This window comes from Pseudoduganella sp. R-32, from assembly GCF_049913245.1.
GTDB lineage: Bacteria > Pseudomonadota > Gammaproteobacteria > Burkholderiales > Burkholderiaceae_D > Rugamonas.
The window spans coordinates 4,157,409-4,173,841 of sequence record NZ_CP183987.1; the positions used below are offsets into that span (position 1 = coordinate 4,157,409).

Genomic DNA, 16,433 nt, shown 5'->3' on the forward strand with positions numbered 1-16,433 from the left:
TTAGAACAGCCTTGGAGTGATCAACGCAGCGATGGGCAGCACCGGCACCAGCGCGTCGATACGGTCAAGCACGCCGCCGTGGCCAGGCAGCAGGTTGCTGCTGTCCTTCATGCCGGAGCGGCGCTTGAGCATGGATTCAAACAGGTCGCCCACAATGGATGCGGCGACGATCAGCACCAGCACGGCCAGCATGATGCCCCAGCCCATGCGGGTCGCCAGGCGCACCGCGAAAGTGTCCTGCAGCAGGGGTACGGATGGCGCCAGCAGCACGGTCACGACGGCCAGCAGCAGCACGGCAACCAGGCCGCCTACCGCGCCCTCCCACGACTTGCCGGGAGAGATGGTCGGTGCCAGCTTATGCTTGCCGAAAGCCTTGCCGGAGAAATAGGCGAAGATGTCGGCCGCCCACACAATGGCCATGACCGACAGCAGGTAGACAGGGCCGCGCGCGAACAGCAGCAGGATGGCGACGAAGCAGGACACCAGGGTCACGGCGTACACCATGCTCAGCATGGTATTGCCCATGCCTTCGGCCGGCGGCAAGCCCAGTTTGAGGGCCGGCGCAAAGCGGATCAGCCAGATGGCCGCGCCGATGGCCAGCCAGAACCTGGCCTGTTCGAGTCCCGCATTGAAGAAGAAGGTATAGACAAACGCCGCCGCCCACGCGGCCGCCACGACGATCGCGGCGCGGTTCTTGAACAGGCGGAAGGCTTCCCACACGGCAGCGGCAAAGAACACAGCCACCACCACATTCACCGCTGGCTGGTAGCCGGAGAACAGGACAGGCAACAATACCGCCAGCAGCAGGACGGCGGTAATCACGCGGGTTTTCAGCATTGTTTTAGCTCTTATTTGCTTTTCTTTGCCACCTGGTCGCCAGTGCGGCCAAAGCGGCGTTCACGGCCCTGGTAGGAGGCAATCGCCTCATCCAGGCGTTCGGCATTGAAGTCGGGCCAGTAGGTGTCGGTGAAGTGCAGTTCCGTATAGGCCAGTTGCCACAGCAGGAAATTGGAGATGCGCTCTTCACCGCCGGTACGGATGAACAGGTCCGGCTCCGGGGCATATGCCATCGACAGGTAGGGTGCCAGTTGCTCTTCCGAGAAATCGGTCGTGCCGGGGTGCTCGGCCACCATCTTGCCGATCGCCTGCATGATATCCCAGCGGCCGCCATAGTTGGCGCACACGGTGACGGTCATGCGGGTGTTGTTGGCGGTCTTGCGCTCGGCATTGGCGATCATGTCCTGCAGCTTCTGGTCGAAGCGCGACAGGTCGCCCACCACCTTCAGGCGGATATTGTTCGCATGCATCTTCGACACCTCACGCTCCAGGGCCGTCACGAAGAGTTTCATCAGCAGCGAAACTTCCTCTTCCGGCCGGCGCCAGTTCTCGGAGCTGAACGCAAAGACGGTCAGGTACTCGATGCCCCGCTCGGCGCAGGCTTCCACCACGGTGCGCACCGCTTCCACGCCTTTGACGTGGCCCGCCACGCGCGGCAGGAAACGCTTGGTTGCCCAGCGCCCGTTGCCGTCCATGATGATCGCCAGGTGGCGCGGCACCTTGGGCGCATCAGGCACGTCGGTTGTCGAACTAGAATATTTCATAGGTGCGTAAACTAAAAATCCGGGGAGGCAGGGGCAATACCCCTATCCTCCCCGGTTTCGGGACCTTAGACGGTCAGGACTTCTTTCTCTTTTTCGGCGACGGTCTTGTCGATGTCGGCGATGAACTTGTCGGTCAGCTTCTGCACTTCGTCAGCTGCGCGGCGCTCTTCGTCTTCCGAAATGGCCTTGTCCTTCACCAGCTTCTTCAGGCCTTCGTTGGCGTCGCGGCGGATGTTGCGCACGGCGACTTTAGCGTCTTCGCCTTCGCCCTTGCACAGCTTGACCATTTCCTTGCGGCGCTCTTCGTTCAGCGGCGGGGTCGGCACGCGGATCATGTCGCCCTGCGAGGCCGGGTTCAGGCCCAGGTCGGAATCGCGGATCGCCTTTTCAATGACGGCGCCCATTTTCTTTTCGAACGGGGCTACGCCGATGGTGCGCGCGTCAACCAGGGTCAGGTTGGCGACCTGGTTCAGCGGGGTCGGGTTGCCATAGTAGTCCACCATCACGTGGTCCAGGATGCCTACGTGGGCGCGGCCGGTACGCACTTTGGCCAAGTCGGCCTTCAGGGTTTCCAGCGATTTGACCATGCGGTCCTGAGTATTCTTTTTAATGTCAGCGATAGACATTGCTGCTCTCCTGTTGCAATTACTTGAAATATTTTAAACGTGAACCAGTGTACCCTCTTCCTCGCCCATAATCACGTTCATCAACGCGCCCGGCTTGGTAATTGAGAATACTTTGATCGGCAGTTTCTGGTCGCGGCACAGCGCGAAGGCGGTGGCATCCATGACTTGCAGGTGCTTGGCGATCGCTTCGTCAAAGCTGATCTTGTGGTACATGGTGGCGTTCGGGTCTTTCTTCGGGTCGGCGGTGTAGATGCCGTCGACCTTGGTGGCCTTCAGCACGATTTCCGCGCTCACTTCCGAGCCGCGCAGGGCCGCTGCGGTGTCGGTGGTAAAGAACGGGTTGCCGGTGCCGGCGGCGAAGATCACGACCTTGCCCTCTTCCAGGTACTGCAGCGCTTTCGGGCGCACATAAGGCTCGACCACCTGCTCGATGCCGATAGCCGACATCACGCGCGCGGTCACGCCCACGTGCTTCATTGCGTCGGCCAGGGCCAGCGCGTTCATCACGGTAGCCAGCATGCCCATGTAGTCGGCGGTGGCACGGTCCATGCCCTGGGCGCCAGGCGCCACGCCACGGAAAATGTTGCCGCCACCAATGACGACCGCCAGTTCAACGCCCAGCTTTGCTACTTCGGCGACGTCCGCCACCATACGTTCGATGGTGCCGCGGTTGATGCCGTACGGGTCATCGCCCATCAGGGCTTCGCCGGACAATTTCAGGAGGACGCGCTTGAAGGCTGGTTTTGACATGAGCTGGGGCTCCTTTTAAATGTTTTGTTCGGTGTGGCTTCGGCGGCAATGATAACGGAAATGCCATTGTCCACCGTTTAATTCAGGATTGAAAGCCTTAAAAAAGGCTTAACAACCTTAAAACCGGTAAACCAGTGCCTGACCCGCAGGGTCAGGCACTTGCCCGCTGCCGCCGCGTATCGGGTGTCAGACCCTGCGGGTCCGACACTGGTTTACCGGTTTGGCAACCAGCAGGCTTAAAAAAACGGGCCTTTCGGCCCGTTTTCTTGATTATGCGCCTTTGGAGGCAGCCATCTGGGCTGCGACTTCCGCCGCGAAATCGTCAACTTTCTTCTCAATGCCTTCGCCAACCACGTACATGGTGAATGCCTTAACGGTGGTGTTAGCGGCTTTCAGCATCTGCTCGACGGACTGCTTGTCGTTCTTCACGAAAGCCTGGTTCATCAGCGACACTTCTTTCAGGTACTTGGCAACGGCGCCATCGATGCGCTTGGCAACGATGTCGGCTGGCTGGGCTGGCTTGCCAGCGGCAACAGCGGCAGCAGCGTCTTCGTCCGACTTGGCCTGGGCAACCGAACGCTCTTTAGCGATCAGATCGGCAGGAACTTGCTCGGAGGACAGAGCCACTGGCTTCATTGCAGCGATGTGCATGGCCACGTCTTTACCAACTTGCTCGTCGGCGCCGTCGAACTCGACGATTACACCGATCTTGGTGCCGTGCAGGTATGCAGCCAGCTTGCCGGTGGTTTCGAAACGCTGGAAGCGACGGATCGACATGTTTTCGCCGATCTTGCCCACCAGGGCAGCGCGCACTTCTTCCAGGGTCTGGCCGTTGCCAGCTGGCAGGGCCAGCAGGGCAGCAACGTCAGCTGGGTTGTTTTCAGCGGCCAGCTTGGCAGCCAGGGCAGCCAGGGCCAGGAAGTCGTCGTTCTTGGCAACGAAGTCGGTCTCGGAGTTCACTTCAACCAGGGCGCCGATGTTGCCGGCGATGTGGGAAGCAACCACGCCTTCAGCGGTGATGCGTGCGGAAGCTTTGGCAGCCTTGCCGCCCAGCTTAACGCGCAGCAGCTCTTCCGCTTTGTCCATGTCGCCGCCGGCTTCGGTCAGCGCTTTTTTGCATTCCATCATTGGCGCGTCGGTCTTAGCGCGCAGTTCACCTACCATTGCTGCAGTAATTGCTGCCATGTGATTCTCCTGTATTCGGTTTGGGATTCAGTCCGGGGCGGCGCCAAAGGCAGCCTGCTCATCCGGGTAATTCTGTTTAAAAAAAAGGGGGAGCTGGTGGGCCACCCCTTTCTCAAGCTGAAGCTGCCTTGCGGCAGCCAGGCAGTTAAGCCTGCTCGTTAACTTCTACGAACTCGTCGCCAGCTGCAGTCTTGATGGATTCCAGGACTTCAGTGGTAGCGTTTGCACGACCTTCCAGGATCGCGTCTGCCACGCCGCGGGCGTACAGGGTGATCGCTTTGGAGGAGTCGTCGTTACCAGGGATAACGTGAGTCACGCCTTCTGGGGAATGGTTGGTATCGACCACGCCGATCACTGGGATGCCCAGTTTTGCGGCTTCGGTGATCGCGCCTTTGTGGTAGCCAACGTCAACCACGAAGATTGCGTCAGGAACACCGCCCATATCCTTGATACCGCCGATCGACTTCTGCAGCTTTTCCAGTTCGCGACGGAACAGCAGAGCGTCTTTCTTGGTCAGCTTTTCAACGGAACCGTCTTCGATCGAAGCTTCCATGTCTTTCAGGCGCTTGATCGAGGTCTTGATGGTCTTGAAGTTGGTCAGCATGCCGCCCAGCCAACGCTGGTCAACAAACGGAACACCGGCGCGCTGAGCTTCAGCAGCGATGATGTCGCGAGCCTGGCGCTTGGTGCCAACCATCAGGATGGTGCCACGGGAAGCGGAGATTTGACGGATGGTTTTCATCGCGTCCTGGTACATGGCCAGGGTCTTTTCCAGGTTGATGATGTGAATCTTGTTGCGGTGGCCGAAGATGAACGGAGCCATCTTTGGGTTCCAGAAACGGGTTTGGTGACCGAAGTGGACGCCGGCTTCCAGCATTTCACGCATCGTTACAGACATTATTTACTCCAGGGTTGGGTCTGGAATCCTCCCAGTCACCCTTGCGGGCACCCTTGTTGGGGGGATTCGGGTTTATAAAATAAGAAAATTTACTACTTTGCAAGACACTAGGTCAGGCAACCATAAATTTTAGCGTATTGGAGGGGGCTCATGCAAGCGTATTGCAGCCTTCCACACAGTGCGCCGGGCCGCATTTTAGTGCAAACTTGATAATAAATACAAAGATTTCCGAAAATTTTCGTATTTCTTGTCGATTCTTGGCGCGCTGGCGCGTCGTGCCTGTACCAACCCACCCAAATGGAGATTACTGAAATGGCTACGAATACCATCAAACTGCATCGTGTACTGCGCGCTTCCCCTGAGCGCATCTACAAGGCCTGGACCACCGCCTCGGCCTTCAACAAATGGCTGCCGCCAAACGGTTACCTGGGCGAAGTGCACGAAATGGATGCCAGCGTTGGCGGCAAGTACCGCATGTCCTTTGTTGACCTGGGCACCGGTTTTACCCACTCCTTCGGCGGCGAATACCTGGAACTGCATCCGGGCGAGAAAATCCGCTACACCGCGGTGTTCGACGATCCGAACCTGCCGGGCCAGATGCAGACCACCATCAATCTGCGCGCCGTCTCCTGCGGCACCGAAGTCGACATCGTCCAGGAAGGGGTGCCAGCTGTAATCCCGGCGGAGCAATGCTATCTCGGCTGGCAGCAGTCGCTGGCCTTGCTGGCTTTACTGGTTGAACAGTAAGGAGGCGGCCATGGGATCTCCCTCCTCCTACTTCCCCTCGATCGAAGCAAAGTACGGCAAGCCGGTCGAGCATTGGCTCAAGCTGCTGAAGGGCATGAAAGACTTGAAGCACATGGATATGGTGGCTGCGCTGAAGGCCGAACACGGCATGGGCCACGGCCATGCCAATGCCCTTGTTGCGCACTTCAAGACGGAGAACAGCAAAGCTTGATCCGCATCTAAGCGGCAGGAGGGGAGCGTCGCCACAATGGGGAAACACGTCGAGGTGCCCTCATGAGCCTGGTTGACATCAATCCCCTACCCGCCGAAGATGAAATCATGGATCCAGCAACCAAACAGTATGTTGATTCCAGCCTCCTGATCGCTGAGGGGCGTTCTGACGTAAAGCTCGCGGAATTCCGCTCCACGATTGAAGCGTACACTGCCCGGGCTGACGAACGCGAGGCGGCTGCCCGGGCGCGCGAAGCCCTCGACGCAAAAGCCTTCGTGCAACATATGAGCGAGATTGCTGCGCGGGCCGCTGAGCGCGATGCGGCCGCACGGGAGCGCGAGGCAGCCATTGTGGAGCGCGAGGCCATCCGGGCCAAGGCATTTGAACGACGGATGGACGGCTATGAGGCACGGGCCGACGAGCGCCAAAGGGCCACGGAGGCAAGGCTTGATCGAATCGAAGCTTCAATTGCAAGCTTGAAAAAACTCGTCGTGGGAGCTTCCCTCAGCACCGTGCTGGGCGTGGGGGCGATCTACGTAGCACTGGTCCAGAATTATCACGCTGCCTTCGACTCGGCTCGCTATCTTACGACGGCCGAGCGGGACGTGGCGGCGCAGCGCCAGCGCACCGAAGCGCTGCTGACCGCCATCGATGCCCGCTTGGCCGCCATGCAGAAAGCTGGCGGCCAGCAGGACCCTTCACCTTAGGCGCCTTACTTCGTGACGCTCAGCGTGTAGTTGCCGGAGCCGCTATACGAGTACACAGTGATCCGGTAATAGGCTACCGCGGCACTGTAGCTGATCGCTTCGGTCGACGTCGGGCTGGTCGACGAAGCCACCTGCACCCACGCACTGCCATTCCACTTCTCCAGCTTCAACTCAAAGTCGGCGTTCGACGGGCCGGACAGGTTGGCCTTGATCGTGCCGCCGTTGTAGTAGAAGTATGGCGATGGGTGGATGGCGGATGCATTGGTGCCGGACAGGTAGCCGGTGTAGGTTTCACCGCCGCCCGTGCCGTCGCCCTTCACGACATCGAAGGAGATCGTCTTGGCGGCCGCGCTGATATTGGCAAGGCCGAAGTTGGAACCGCTGCCGCTCCACCAGCGCGAGTTGGTGCCATGGCTGGCGTAGTTGTTCGGCACCGTGTCATAGAAGGCCTTGTAGATTGCGCCGTCATACAGGTCGGTGCCGTCGCCGCGATTCACATTGTTTTCGGGATCGCGGCGGCCATCGGCATGTTCCATCTGCACGTATGGATGCCACTCGTCGGAGTTGTTGCCCGCCGGGTCGATGTGCCACACGGCCAGGCCGGAACCCAGTTGGTACAGGTTCTGGTCCGCTTTGTAGATCGCTTCCACGTAGAAGGCCTCATCGGTCTTGGCCGGATTGGTCCAACGATACAGGCTGTGCGAACCGGAAGTGTGACTCAGGCGGCCTTTCGGCGCATTGGCGTTCAGCGCCGGATTCAGCTCGGTCACCGTATCCCAGCCCACCTGGTAGCGGAAGAAGCCATTCGGCGGCACCGGGCGGTACTGGCTTTGCGCGCCAATGCTGCCGAAGCCCATGATGCAATAGCTGGCCGCCGAACCTTCGGAGCTGCCGTCATAGTCATACAGGTCCGGCCAGCCCATTACCAGGTGTCCGGTCTCGTGAGAAAAGGTGCCGATTGCCAGGCTGTTGCCCATATTAGTGATCTGGTAGTAGCCGGTGCAGACGCCGTCCGCGCAGAACTGCTTGCCCAGCCAGCCCATGTGCGGCCACAGGCCCTTGGACCAGGCGCTGTCCGCGCCGCCGGAGTAGAAGAAGTTCAGGCCGCGAATGCGCTTGTTGGCATCAACGCTCAGCGATGCGAAGTTGAAGCCTTGGGTGTATTCCAGCCAGTTCAATGCTTCGGAAATCAGCTCCTGCGAACGCACGCCGGAATCGAGCGAGCTGTCGGCGTAATAGGCCTTGTTTTTCTTGGCGCGGTAGTAGATCGTGGTGGTGTTGGTGTAATCCAGCTTGCCGCCCGAGACCGATTGCCAGTAGCCGCGCACGGACTGCGCGTTGCCGAAGCCGGTGTACGGCATGTCGTTCAGGAAGGAATTGACCTGGGCCTGGGTGATCGTACCGGGAACGTCCGGGAAATCGATGATCACGGTCAGGCCTTTGACCTGGCCCGTTACAGGGGCCGCCAGGGCCTGCGGCGCGCTCATGGCGGCGCTCGCCGATTTGCGGGCGCTATCCAGCGTGCGGCCGTTCATCTTCTCGAACTTTTCCTTGGCCTTGCGGGCGCGGGCTTCCTGGCTCAGGCCTTCTTGCTTCTTCGCGGTACCGCCCAGGCTACGCACCTTGGCGTTGGTCGCCAGCACGCCGGTCGACACCAGTTCGTCGCCGGCGGCGTTCACGGTGGCGTAGCAGAAGCCTTTCTTTGCGGCGTCGTACACGACCAGCGAGCCGTCATCGGTACGTTGTTCGGCGTAGTAATCGTTACCATCCAGGTGAACGCGCAGCTTTTCACCGCCTGGCTGCTTGAACTCATAAACGCTGTCTTTGTAGGGAATACCAGCCTGCGCAAACAGGCTGGCCATCAACATCGCAGCTGCAGTAACTACTTTCAATCGCATTTCGGTCTCTCCGTTTCTTGTTGTAAAGAAAGGAAAGTAAATCACGCACGATTGTGCAAGTCTTGATGAATTTATAAGTGCGCGGTGTAGAAATCGGCACAATCGCGCACCATCGACATCAAGTCACCGTGAAGGCAACCGGGCCTGCAAGGGCCGAATAGCCGTCGTTATACAGCAGCCAAGCTGCATAGCTGCCGGCGGCCAGGCCGGACGTGGCGAAGGCTGCCGTGCCGGCGCCGCTGGCGACGTACTGCCATGCCAGCGAGGCGGTCGAGCCTGGCGTGACGCCGTTACGGTAAATGCCGATCCAGTTCTTGCTGTTAACCTGCGGGGCGGGAACCGAGTAGCTGAAGCTGATTGGAGTGCCGCGCGGGACCGAAGCGGCGCTGGCCGACAACGTAGCCCTGGGACCGGCTGGCGTGCGGCCCAGTACCGGGTCGGTGCGGCTGGCCTGGCCGTTTTCCACGCGGCCGGCCATGCGGCGCAGGTATTGCGCGTCGAAGTCGCAAGTCACGGCCAGGTCGTACCAGCCGTAGCTGGCTCCAACCGGAATGCTCACGACGGCCTGTTGGCCGGCAGCCACAGTGTGGCTCGTGGCGGCGCGCCCATAGGCATTGTCGACAATGCGGAAGGTGGCGGCACGCAAACCCTCCACATTGGAGAGGACGATATCAACCGACATGGCGAGCGGGTTGGCGTTCAGCCACGCCTCCGGGCGCGCACCGCCAGTCGCAGTCGCCAATGCCAGCACGCCGGCAAACTCACGCTGGAAACCGCCCGGCCCCACAACGCTCAGGTGATAGTTGGGCGTAGACCAGTTCCATGCTTCGCGTTCGATCTTCTTGCCTGCTTCGACCGTGTAATACCATGGGCCGTCGCTGCGGACCTGGGAATAGACGATGAACGCACCGCCTGCCAAGCCCTGGTTGAAGAACGACAGCTCCACCTGCTTCGACAAATTCACCCGTGCCGTAGCGGCAAAGGCGTACGGCAAGGCGCAGGAGTAGCGCGGGCTGCCGCCCTCTTGCACCGGCAAGGTCTGCACTGCCGGCGGTTGCGGATAAGGCTTGCCCGACACCAGCTGGTAGGTGGTCGATTTCGGCACGGTCGATGGCCACGACGAATTCGGCGTCTTGAAATCAAAGGCCGAAGTCAGGTCGCCGCACACCGCGCGGCGCCATGGGGAAATGTTCTCGCAGGCGATGCTGGAGCGATGCTTGCCCAGGCCGGCCACCAGCCATTCTTCGAGAAAGCGCAGCTTGGAGGTATGGTCGAACAACTGCGAGCACACACGGCCACCTTTGCTCCACGGCGAAATGACCAGCATCGGTACGCGCGGGCCTAGGCCGACCGGAATGCCGTTGTAGTTTTCGTATTGACCGTTATCGGCCAGCGTGCTGCGCCCCATGCCGGTGTTCAATGGGGCCATATGCGAAGGGATGTGATCGAAGAAGCCGTCGTTTTCGTCGTAGGTAAGAAGGAAGACCGTTTTCGACCACACGTCGGGGTTGGCGACGAGTGCGGCGAGCAAGCGCGCAGTGAGGTTCTCGCCGGCGTTGGGCGAGTTCGGCGAATGTTCCGTGTAATCGTTGGGAGCGACGATCCACGACACTTGCGGCAACCGGTTATTGCGCACATCGTCGGCGAAGGAATTCACCAGCCAGTCGCCCTTGGTGCCGCGCGCGTTGCTTTCATAGGAACCCGGCGCGATGACCCGGCCCTTCTGGTATAGCGGGCTGCTCTCCGACAGGCGCGTGCCATCGGCATTGACGCGGAAGTTGCGGAAATAGGCCAGGTAGTTGTCGCCGTAGTTGTCCCATTCCTGGTACACCTTCCAGCTTACGCTGTTCGCCTCCAACACTTCGGCATAGGTGCGCCAGTTCGGCGCGCTGGCCGTCACGGACGGCGTGATGTTGTCGTATTTCGGATCGTTGTTGTAGTAGCCAGCCGAATCTATGTTGTACAGGCTGCCCATCGCGCCGAGCCAGTTCTGGTTGCTGCCGGTCAGCGAGTACATGCGGTTCGGGTCGGTGGCGCCGAAGATCGAGCAATGGTAATCGTCACAGATGGTGAAGGCGTCGGCCAACGCGTAGTAGAACGGCAGGTCGCCGCGGTCGAAATAGCCCATGCTCTGGGCGGTCTTCTGCTTGACCCAGGCGTCCCAGCCCTGCCATGTGGTTTGCGAACCTTTCCAGCTATGGTTGGTGCCCAGCGAGAGTGCGCTGGTATTCTTGGCGTCGAAATGGAATGGCAGCACATAGCCGCCAGTGCCGTTGGGCTGGTACCAGACCGCTTTCCCGCCCGGCAGCGTGATCGCGCGCGGGTCGTTGAAGCCGCGCACGCCAGCCAGGGTGCCGAAGTAATGGTCGAAGGAGCGGTTTTCCTGCATGAAGATGACGACGTGCTGCACGTCGGCCAGGGTGCCGGTGGCGCTGTAGGCCGGCACCGCCAGCGCTTGCCTGATCAGGTCGGGGAACAGGGTGCTGGCGGCGCCAGCGGAGGCCATGCCAAGGAACTTGCGGCGGCTGGTGGACATCGTTTTTCCTTATCGGTCTGGTTGTAGGGTGTGCCGATGCTAAGGTGCATTTATGACCATTTCATGTCGCCTGTCACCCGTGCGCCACGCCTTTGACCGATTCGCAACCCAGCGTCCCGCAATTCGGCATAGGCGGCCGACCGGGCGCGCGCTGAGGCTGTCGTTTATAATCTTGCTGATAACGCCCCTGAGTGGCGTACCCTGTACAGAACAGCAAGATCCCATGACTATCAATATCAAAACTCCCGAGGACATCGCAGGCATGCGCGAGGCCGGCCGCCTCGGCTCCGAGGTGCTCGACTACATCACCCCCTTCGTCAAGGCTGGCGTCACCACCGGCGAGCTGGACCGCCTGTGCCACGAGTACATGACCAATGTGCAGGGCACCGTCCCGGCGCCGCTGAATTACTGCCCGCCAGGTTATACGCCCTACCCTAAAGCCATCTGCACCTCGGTCAACGACGTGATCTGCCACGGCATCCCTGGCGACAAGGTGCTGAAGGATGGCGACGTGGTCAACCTCGACATCACCGTCATCACCAAGGACGGCTACCACGGCGACAACAGCCGCATGTTCTTCATCGGCAAACCATCGATCCTGGCCAAGCGCCTGTCGGACGTGACCTTTGAATGCATGTGGCTGGGCATTCAGCAGGTCAAGCCGGGCGCCACCCTGGGTGACATCGGCCACGCCATCCAGGTGCATGCCGAGAAAAACGGCTATAGCGTGGTGCGCGAGTTCTGCGGCCATGGCATCGGCAAGGTCTTCCACGAAGAACCGCAGATCCTCCACTACGGCAAGCCAGGCACCGGCCCCGTGCTGGAAGCAGGGATGGTCTTCACCATCGAGCCGATGATCAATGCCGGCCGCCGCGAGATCAAGGAAATGCCGGATGGCTGGACCATCAAGACCAAGGACCGCAGCCTGTCCGCACAATGGGAACATACGCTGGTCGTTACCGAAACCGGTTACGAGGTGCTGACCTTGTCCGCCGGCAGCCCGCAGCCGCCTGCTTTTATCACTGAAAAAGCCGCAGCATAAAAACGCATGCCCCACGCCGCGATGAAGAAGGACCTCCGGGAACAGCTCAAGGCCCGGCTTAAATCGGACCGCCAACGCATCATTGCCAACTTCCATGAAGACGGCATGCCGGAGAAGCTGTTGCGCAACCTGCGCAGCAGCGTCGACGACATCCTGACGCAAGCGTGGGCAGCCAACCGCCTGCCGCCGCAAGCCGCCCTGGTGGCGGTCGGCGGCTACGGGCGCGGCGAACTATTCCCCTACTCTGACGTCGACGTCCTGATTTTGCTGCACGAAGCGCCGGACGACGCCGCGCGCGGCAAGCTGGAAGAATTCGTCCAGCTGCTATGGGACCTGGGCCTGGACGTGGGCCACAGCATCCGCACCATCGACGAATGCCTGGCCGAATCGAAGGCCGACATCACCGTGCAAACCAGCCTGCTGGAAGCGCGCATCATCACCGGCAACATGGTGCTGTTCGCGCAACTGCAGGACGCCTACAACAAGGCCATGGACCCGCGCGCCTTCTTCGAGGCCAAGACCATCGAAATGCGCCAGCGCCATGCCAAGTACGAGGACACCCCTTTCAGCCTGGAGCCCAACGTCAAGGAAAGCCCGGGCGGCCTGCGCGACCTGCACGTGATCCTGTGGATGGCCAAGGCCGCCGGCCTGGCCAACTCCTGGCGCACCCTGGCCGTGCGCGGCCTGATCACCCAGACCGAAGCGCGCCAGCTGATGGAGAAGGAACGCGCCTTCAAGGATATCCGCGTGCGCCTGCACCTGGTGGCCGGCCGCCGCGAGGACCGCCTGGTGTTCGACGTGCAGACCGCCGTGGCCGAAACCCTGGGCCTGAAAGCCACCGGCACCGGCGTGCACATGCGCCGCGCCAGCGAATACCTGATGCAGCGCTACTACTGGGCTGCCAAGACCGTGGTGCAGCTCAACACCATCCTGCTGCAGAACATCGAGTCCTACCTGTTCCCACACGACGAGAAGCCGGTGCGCATCAACGAGCGCTTCAGCGAAGTGAACGGCATGATCGACATGAACGACGACGACACGTTTGAAAAGACGCCGTCGGCCATCATGGAAATCTTCGTGCTGCTGTGCGAGCGCCCTGCCCTGAAAGGCATGACCGCGCGCACCATGCGCGCACTGTGGCATGAGCGCTTCAAGATCGACGCCGACTTCCGCGCCGATCCGGTCAACAAGGCTTACTTCCTGCGCATCCTGCAGGCGCCACAGGGCATCATCCACAACATGCGCCGGATGAACGAGCTGTCGATCCTGGGCCGCTACCTGCCAAGCTTCCGCAAGATCACGGGCCAGATGCAGCACGACCTGTTCCACGTCTATACGGTGGACCAGCACATCATGATGGTGCTGCGCAATATGCGCCGCTTCACCATGACCGAGCACGCGCACGAATATCCGTTCTGCTCGCAGCTGATGGCGAACTTCCCGCAGCCATGGCTGCTGTACGTAGCGGCCCTGTTCCACGACATCGCCAAGGGCCGCGGCGGCGACCACTCCAAGCTGGGCGTGGCCGACGTCGAGCAGTTCTGCCAGGAGCACGGCATCAACGCGGAAGACACCGAACTGGTGGCCTTTCTGGTCGAGCAGCACCTGACCATGTCGCACGTGGCACAGAAGCAGGACATGTCGGACCCGGACGTGATCCAGGCCTTCGCCAAGACGGTGGGCGATGAACGCCATCTGACTGCGCTCTACCTGCTGACGGTGGCAGACATCCGCGGCACCAGCCCGAAAGTGTGGAATGCCTGGAAAGGCAAGTTGCTGGAAGACCTGTACAAGATGACCTTGCGCGTGCTGGGCGGCGAACCGCATTCCGCCGACCGCGAATTGAAGAACCGCCAACAGGAAGCGCTGGCCACCCTGCGCCTGTATGGCCTGCCGCCCGACGCGCACGAAGCGCTGTGGAAGCAGCTCGACCTGGCCTACTTCCTGCGCCACGACGCCAGCGACATCGCCTGGCAGACGCGCGCGCTGTGGGATCGGCTGGACAGCGAACAGCCGGTAGTGAAAGCGCGCCTGGCGCCGATTGGCGAAGGCTTGCAGGTGGCCGTCTACATCAAGGACCAGCCCGACCTGTTCGCGCGCATCTGTTCCTACTTCGACCGCAAGAACTTCAGCATCCTCGATGCCAAGATCCATACGACGAAGCACGGCTATGCGCTCGACACCTTCCTGGTCACCGAGCAGAATTTCGCCAAAAGCTACCGCGACATCATCAACCTGATCGAGCATGAGCTGTGCGACCTGCTGGTAACACAAGGCCCGCTGACCGCGCCAAGCAAAGGCCGGCTGTCGCGCCTGTCGCGCACCTTCCCGATCCAGCCAACGTTGGACCTGCGCCCTGACGAACGCGGCCAGTACTACCTGCTGTCGGTGGCGGCCAACGACCGCACCGGCCTGCTGTACTCGATCGCCAACGTTCTGACCAAATACAAGATCAACCTGCATACGGCCAAGATCATGACCCTCGGCGAACGCGTGGAAGACGTGTTCATCGTCGACGGCCCTGCCCTGGCCAATGCCCGCACCCAGCTCCAGCTGGAAACCGACTTACTCGAAGTACTGAAAATCTGATGTCCGAAGAATTGTTACGCCTTTCCAAGCGCATGTCCGAACTGGGCCTGTGCTCCCGCCGTGAAGCCGATGAATGGATCGCCAAGGGCTGGGTGCGCGTGGATGGCAAGGTGGTGTCCGAACTGGGCACCAAGGTTTACCCAAGCCAGAAAGTCACCGTGGAACGCCAGGCTGCCGCCGAACAGGCGCGCCGCGTCACGATCCTGATCAACAAGCCGGTCGGCTATGTCTCCGGCCAGGCCGAAGACGGCTACCAGCCTGCCGTAGTGCTGATCAAGCCGGAAAACCGCTGGGCCGAAGACCGCTCGCCGGAACGCTTCGACCGCAACCAGTTGCGCAGCCTGGTGCCGGCAGGCCGCCTCGACATCGACTCGGTCGGCCTGCTGGTGCTGACCCAGGATGGCCGCGTCGCCAAGCAGCTGATTGGCGAAAATACCAACGTTGACAAGGAATACCTGGTCCGCGTCGAATACACCAAACCAGGCCGCCTGCCGGACAGCGACCTGCAGCGCCTGAATCATGGCCTGTGGATGGACGGCAAACCGCTGCTGCCGGCGAAAGTACGCTGGCAGAACGACGACCAGCTCAGCTTCACCCTGCGCGAAGGCAAAAAGCGCCAGATCCGCCGCATGTGCGAGATGGTTGGCCTGCGCGTGGTAGGCTTGAAGCGCGTGCGCATTGGTCGTGTCAAACTTGGAAACTTGCCAGAAGGGCAATGGCGCTACCTCAGCCCGGACGAGCACTTCTGAGTCGGCATCAACGCAACAGAAAAGCAGCATTCATTGCCGTTTAGCAAGCGCTGGGCACCGGAACGCGGTAAAGTGTTGGCGTCCTCTCCCAAAAAACGAGAACCTGAGCTGTGAACGATCCAATGCCAAACGACTTCCGCAAGGGACCGCCCCGTCCACAAGACGCGGTGGAGCCGATTGCCGCGGGGTCACATCCGCACGATATCGTGGACCCCGATGAAATCGGCGACGCACTGGCGGCGCTGGCCGATGCGGGCGACGCGATTTCAATCTACCACCGGGACAACGTCGAGCCGGTGATGGCGCGCCTGCTGTCCGTCGATCCCGAACTGCCGCACTTCGTGATCCAGCTGAACGAAGGTTCAACCCTGCCACCGGGTGAATGCACCTTCGTGGCATGGCTGCGCAGCGCCAAGTTCCAGTTCAAGCTGGACGACCCGCAATGGAACGCCCTGCCCGAGCAGCCAACCCTGGTCCCGGCGCAATTCCCCGAACGCTGCCAGGTGCTTAACCGCCGCGCGGCGCCGCGCCTGGAGACGCCGCTCGGCACCTACCACACCGCCTCCTTCGTCCTGAATGGCAAGCCGTACGAAATGCAGCTGTACGATTTCGCTGTCGGCGGCGTCGGCATGCGCTGCTCGCCGCGCGATGCAGTCGGCTTGCATGTCGGCCGCAAGCTGCAGCGCGTACGGCTGGACATGGGCCCCGGCTCGGTGCTGATCTGCGACCTGGAGATCCGCCTGGCGCGCCATTTCCGCTCCTTCCTGCTCGGCGAGCAGGTGCAGATTGGCTGCCAGTTCCAGAACCTCTCGCCCATGATGCAGGACGAACTGCAACGCATCCTGGAAAGGCTTAACACTACCCGCGGCGGCCAGCGCTAAGCCCCGGCTTACG

Annotated in this window: 15 protein-coding genes; 7 read left to right on the top strand and 8 right to left on the bottom strand. The window is 60.9% G+C overall.

Translation table 11 applies throughout. The annotated features are described in order from the left end of the window. From ACN9MU_RS18860 to rpsB, 6 genes are all read right to left on the bottom strand, one after another. Nucleotides 1-837, bottom strand: a complete 837-nt coding sequence (locus tag ACN9MU_RS18860; protein ID WP_426318233.1) for a phosphatidate cytidylyltransferase — start codon at nt 835-837, stop codon at nt 1-3. Nucleotides 838-848: 11 nt separating this feature from the next. Next, nucleotides 849-1,601 carry a polyprenyl diphosphate synthase gene (uppS, locus tag ACN9MU_RS18865; RefSeq protein WP_426161921.1) on the bottom strand — a complete coding sequence of 251 codons (753 nt, stop codon included), beginning with the start codon at nt 1,599-1,601 and terminating at the stop codon, nt 849-851. Nucleotides 1,602-1,666: 65 nt separating this feature from the next. Beyond that, the gene (frr, locus tag ACN9MU_RS18870) at nt 1,667-2,227 is read right to left on the bottom strand and encodes a ribosome recycling factor (RefSeq protein ID WP_057262710.1); all 561 of its coding nucleotides are present in this window, start codon (nt 2,225-2,227) and stop codon (nt 1,667-1,669) included. A gap of 33 nt (nt 2,228-2,260) precedes the next feature. Then, nucleotides 2,261-2,977, bottom strand: coding sequence for a UMP kinase (pyrH, locus tag ACN9MU_RS18875; protein WP_130312126.1), 717 nt, complete (start codon nt 2,975-2,977; stop codon nt 2,261-2,263). 270 nt (nt 2,978-3,247) lie between these two features. Further along, nucleotides 3,248-4,162: a translation elongation factor Ts gene (gene tsf / locus ACN9MU_RS18880; protein WP_426161922.1), complete on the bottom strand. Its 915-nt coding sequence runs from the start codon at nt 4,160-4,162 to the stop codon at nt 3,248-3,250. Between the two features lie 145 nt (nt 4,163-4,307). Next, nucleotides 4,308-5,060, bottom strand: coding sequence for a 30S ribosomal protein S2 (gene rpsB, locus ACN9MU_RS18885; protein WP_130312122.1), 753 nt, complete (start codon nt 5,058-5,060; stop codon nt 4,308-4,310). Between the two features lie 312 nt (nt 5,061-5,372). Here rpsB and ACN9MU_RS18890 point away from each other — a divergent pair, with 312 nt between their 5' ends. The 3 genes from ACN9MU_RS18890 (at nt 5,373) to ACN9MU_RS18900 (ending at nt 6,725) form a co-directional block, all read left to right on the top strand. Continuing rightward, nucleotides 5,373-5,807: an SRPBCC family protein gene (locus tag ACN9MU_RS18890; RefSeq protein WP_426318234.1), complete on the top strand. Its 435-nt coding sequence runs from the start codon at nt 5,373-5,375 to the stop codon at nt 5,805-5,807. A gap of 10 nt (nt 5,808-5,817) precedes the next feature. Continuing rightward, a complete protein-coding gene (locus ACN9MU_RS18895) occupies nt 5,818-6,018 on the top strand; it encodes a DUF4287 domain-containing protein (protein ID WP_426161925.1) in 201 nt (66 codons plus the stop codon). A 62-nt stretch (nt 6,019-6,080) separates the two neighbouring features. Beyond that, nucleotides 6,081-6,725 (top strand): hypothetical protein, encoded by a 645-nt coding sequence (locus tag ACN9MU_RS18900; RefSeq protein ID WP_426318235.1) that lies wholly within the window; start codon nt 6,081-6,083, stop codon nt 6,723-6,725. A 5-nt stretch (nt 6,726-6,730) separates the two neighbouring features. Here the strand turns inward: ACN9MU_RS18900 and ACN9MU_RS18905 are convergent, their stop codons facing one another. Continuing rightward, nucleotides 6,731-8,623 carry a M6 family metalloprotease domain-containing protein gene (locus ACN9MU_RS18905; RefSeq protein ID WP_426318236.1) on the bottom strand — a complete coding sequence of 631 codons (1,893 nt, stop codon included), beginning with the start codon at nt 8,621-8,623 and terminating at the stop codon, nt 6,731-6,733. A 118-nt stretch (nt 8,624-8,741) separates the two neighbouring features. Continuing rightward, nucleotides 8,742-11,159, bottom strand: a complete 2,418-nt coding sequence (locus ACN9MU_RS18910) for a phosphocholine-specific phospholipase C (RefSeq protein WP_426343280.1) — start codon at nt 11,157-11,159, stop codon at nt 8,742-8,744. 223 nt (nt 11,160-11,382) lie between these two features. Here ACN9MU_RS18910 and map point away from each other — a divergent pair, with 223 nt between their 5' ends. From map to ACN9MU_RS18930, 4 genes are all read left to right on the top strand, one after another. Beyond that, entirely contained in the window at nt 11,383-12,201 is an 819-nt protein-coding gene (gene map / locus ACN9MU_RS18915; protein ID WP_426161931.1) for a type I methionyl aminopeptidase, read from the top strand. Between the two features lie 6 nt (nt 12,202-12,207). After that, nucleotides 12,208-14,790, top strand: coding sequence for a [protein-PII] uridylyltransferase (locus ACN9MU_RS18920; RefSeq protein ID WP_426343281.1), 2,583 nt, complete (start codon nt 12,208-12,210; stop codon nt 14,788-14,790). Further along, a complete protein-coding gene (locus tag ACN9MU_RS18925) occupies nt 14,790-15,539 on the top strand; it encodes a pseudouridine synthase (protein ID WP_426335915.1) in 750 nt (249 codons plus the stop codon). The genes ACN9MU_RS18920 and ACN9MU_RS18925 overlap by 1 nt, the downstream gene beginning before the upstream one ends. Before the next feature lie 122 nt (nt 15,540-15,661). After that, nucleotides 15,662-16,420: a flagellar brake protein gene (locus tag ACN9MU_RS18930; protein ID WP_426318240.1), complete on the top strand. Its 759-nt coding sequence runs from the start codon at nt 15,662-15,664 to the stop codon at nt 16,418-16,420. The last annotated feature ends 13 nt before the right edge of the window (nt 16,421-16,433 follow it).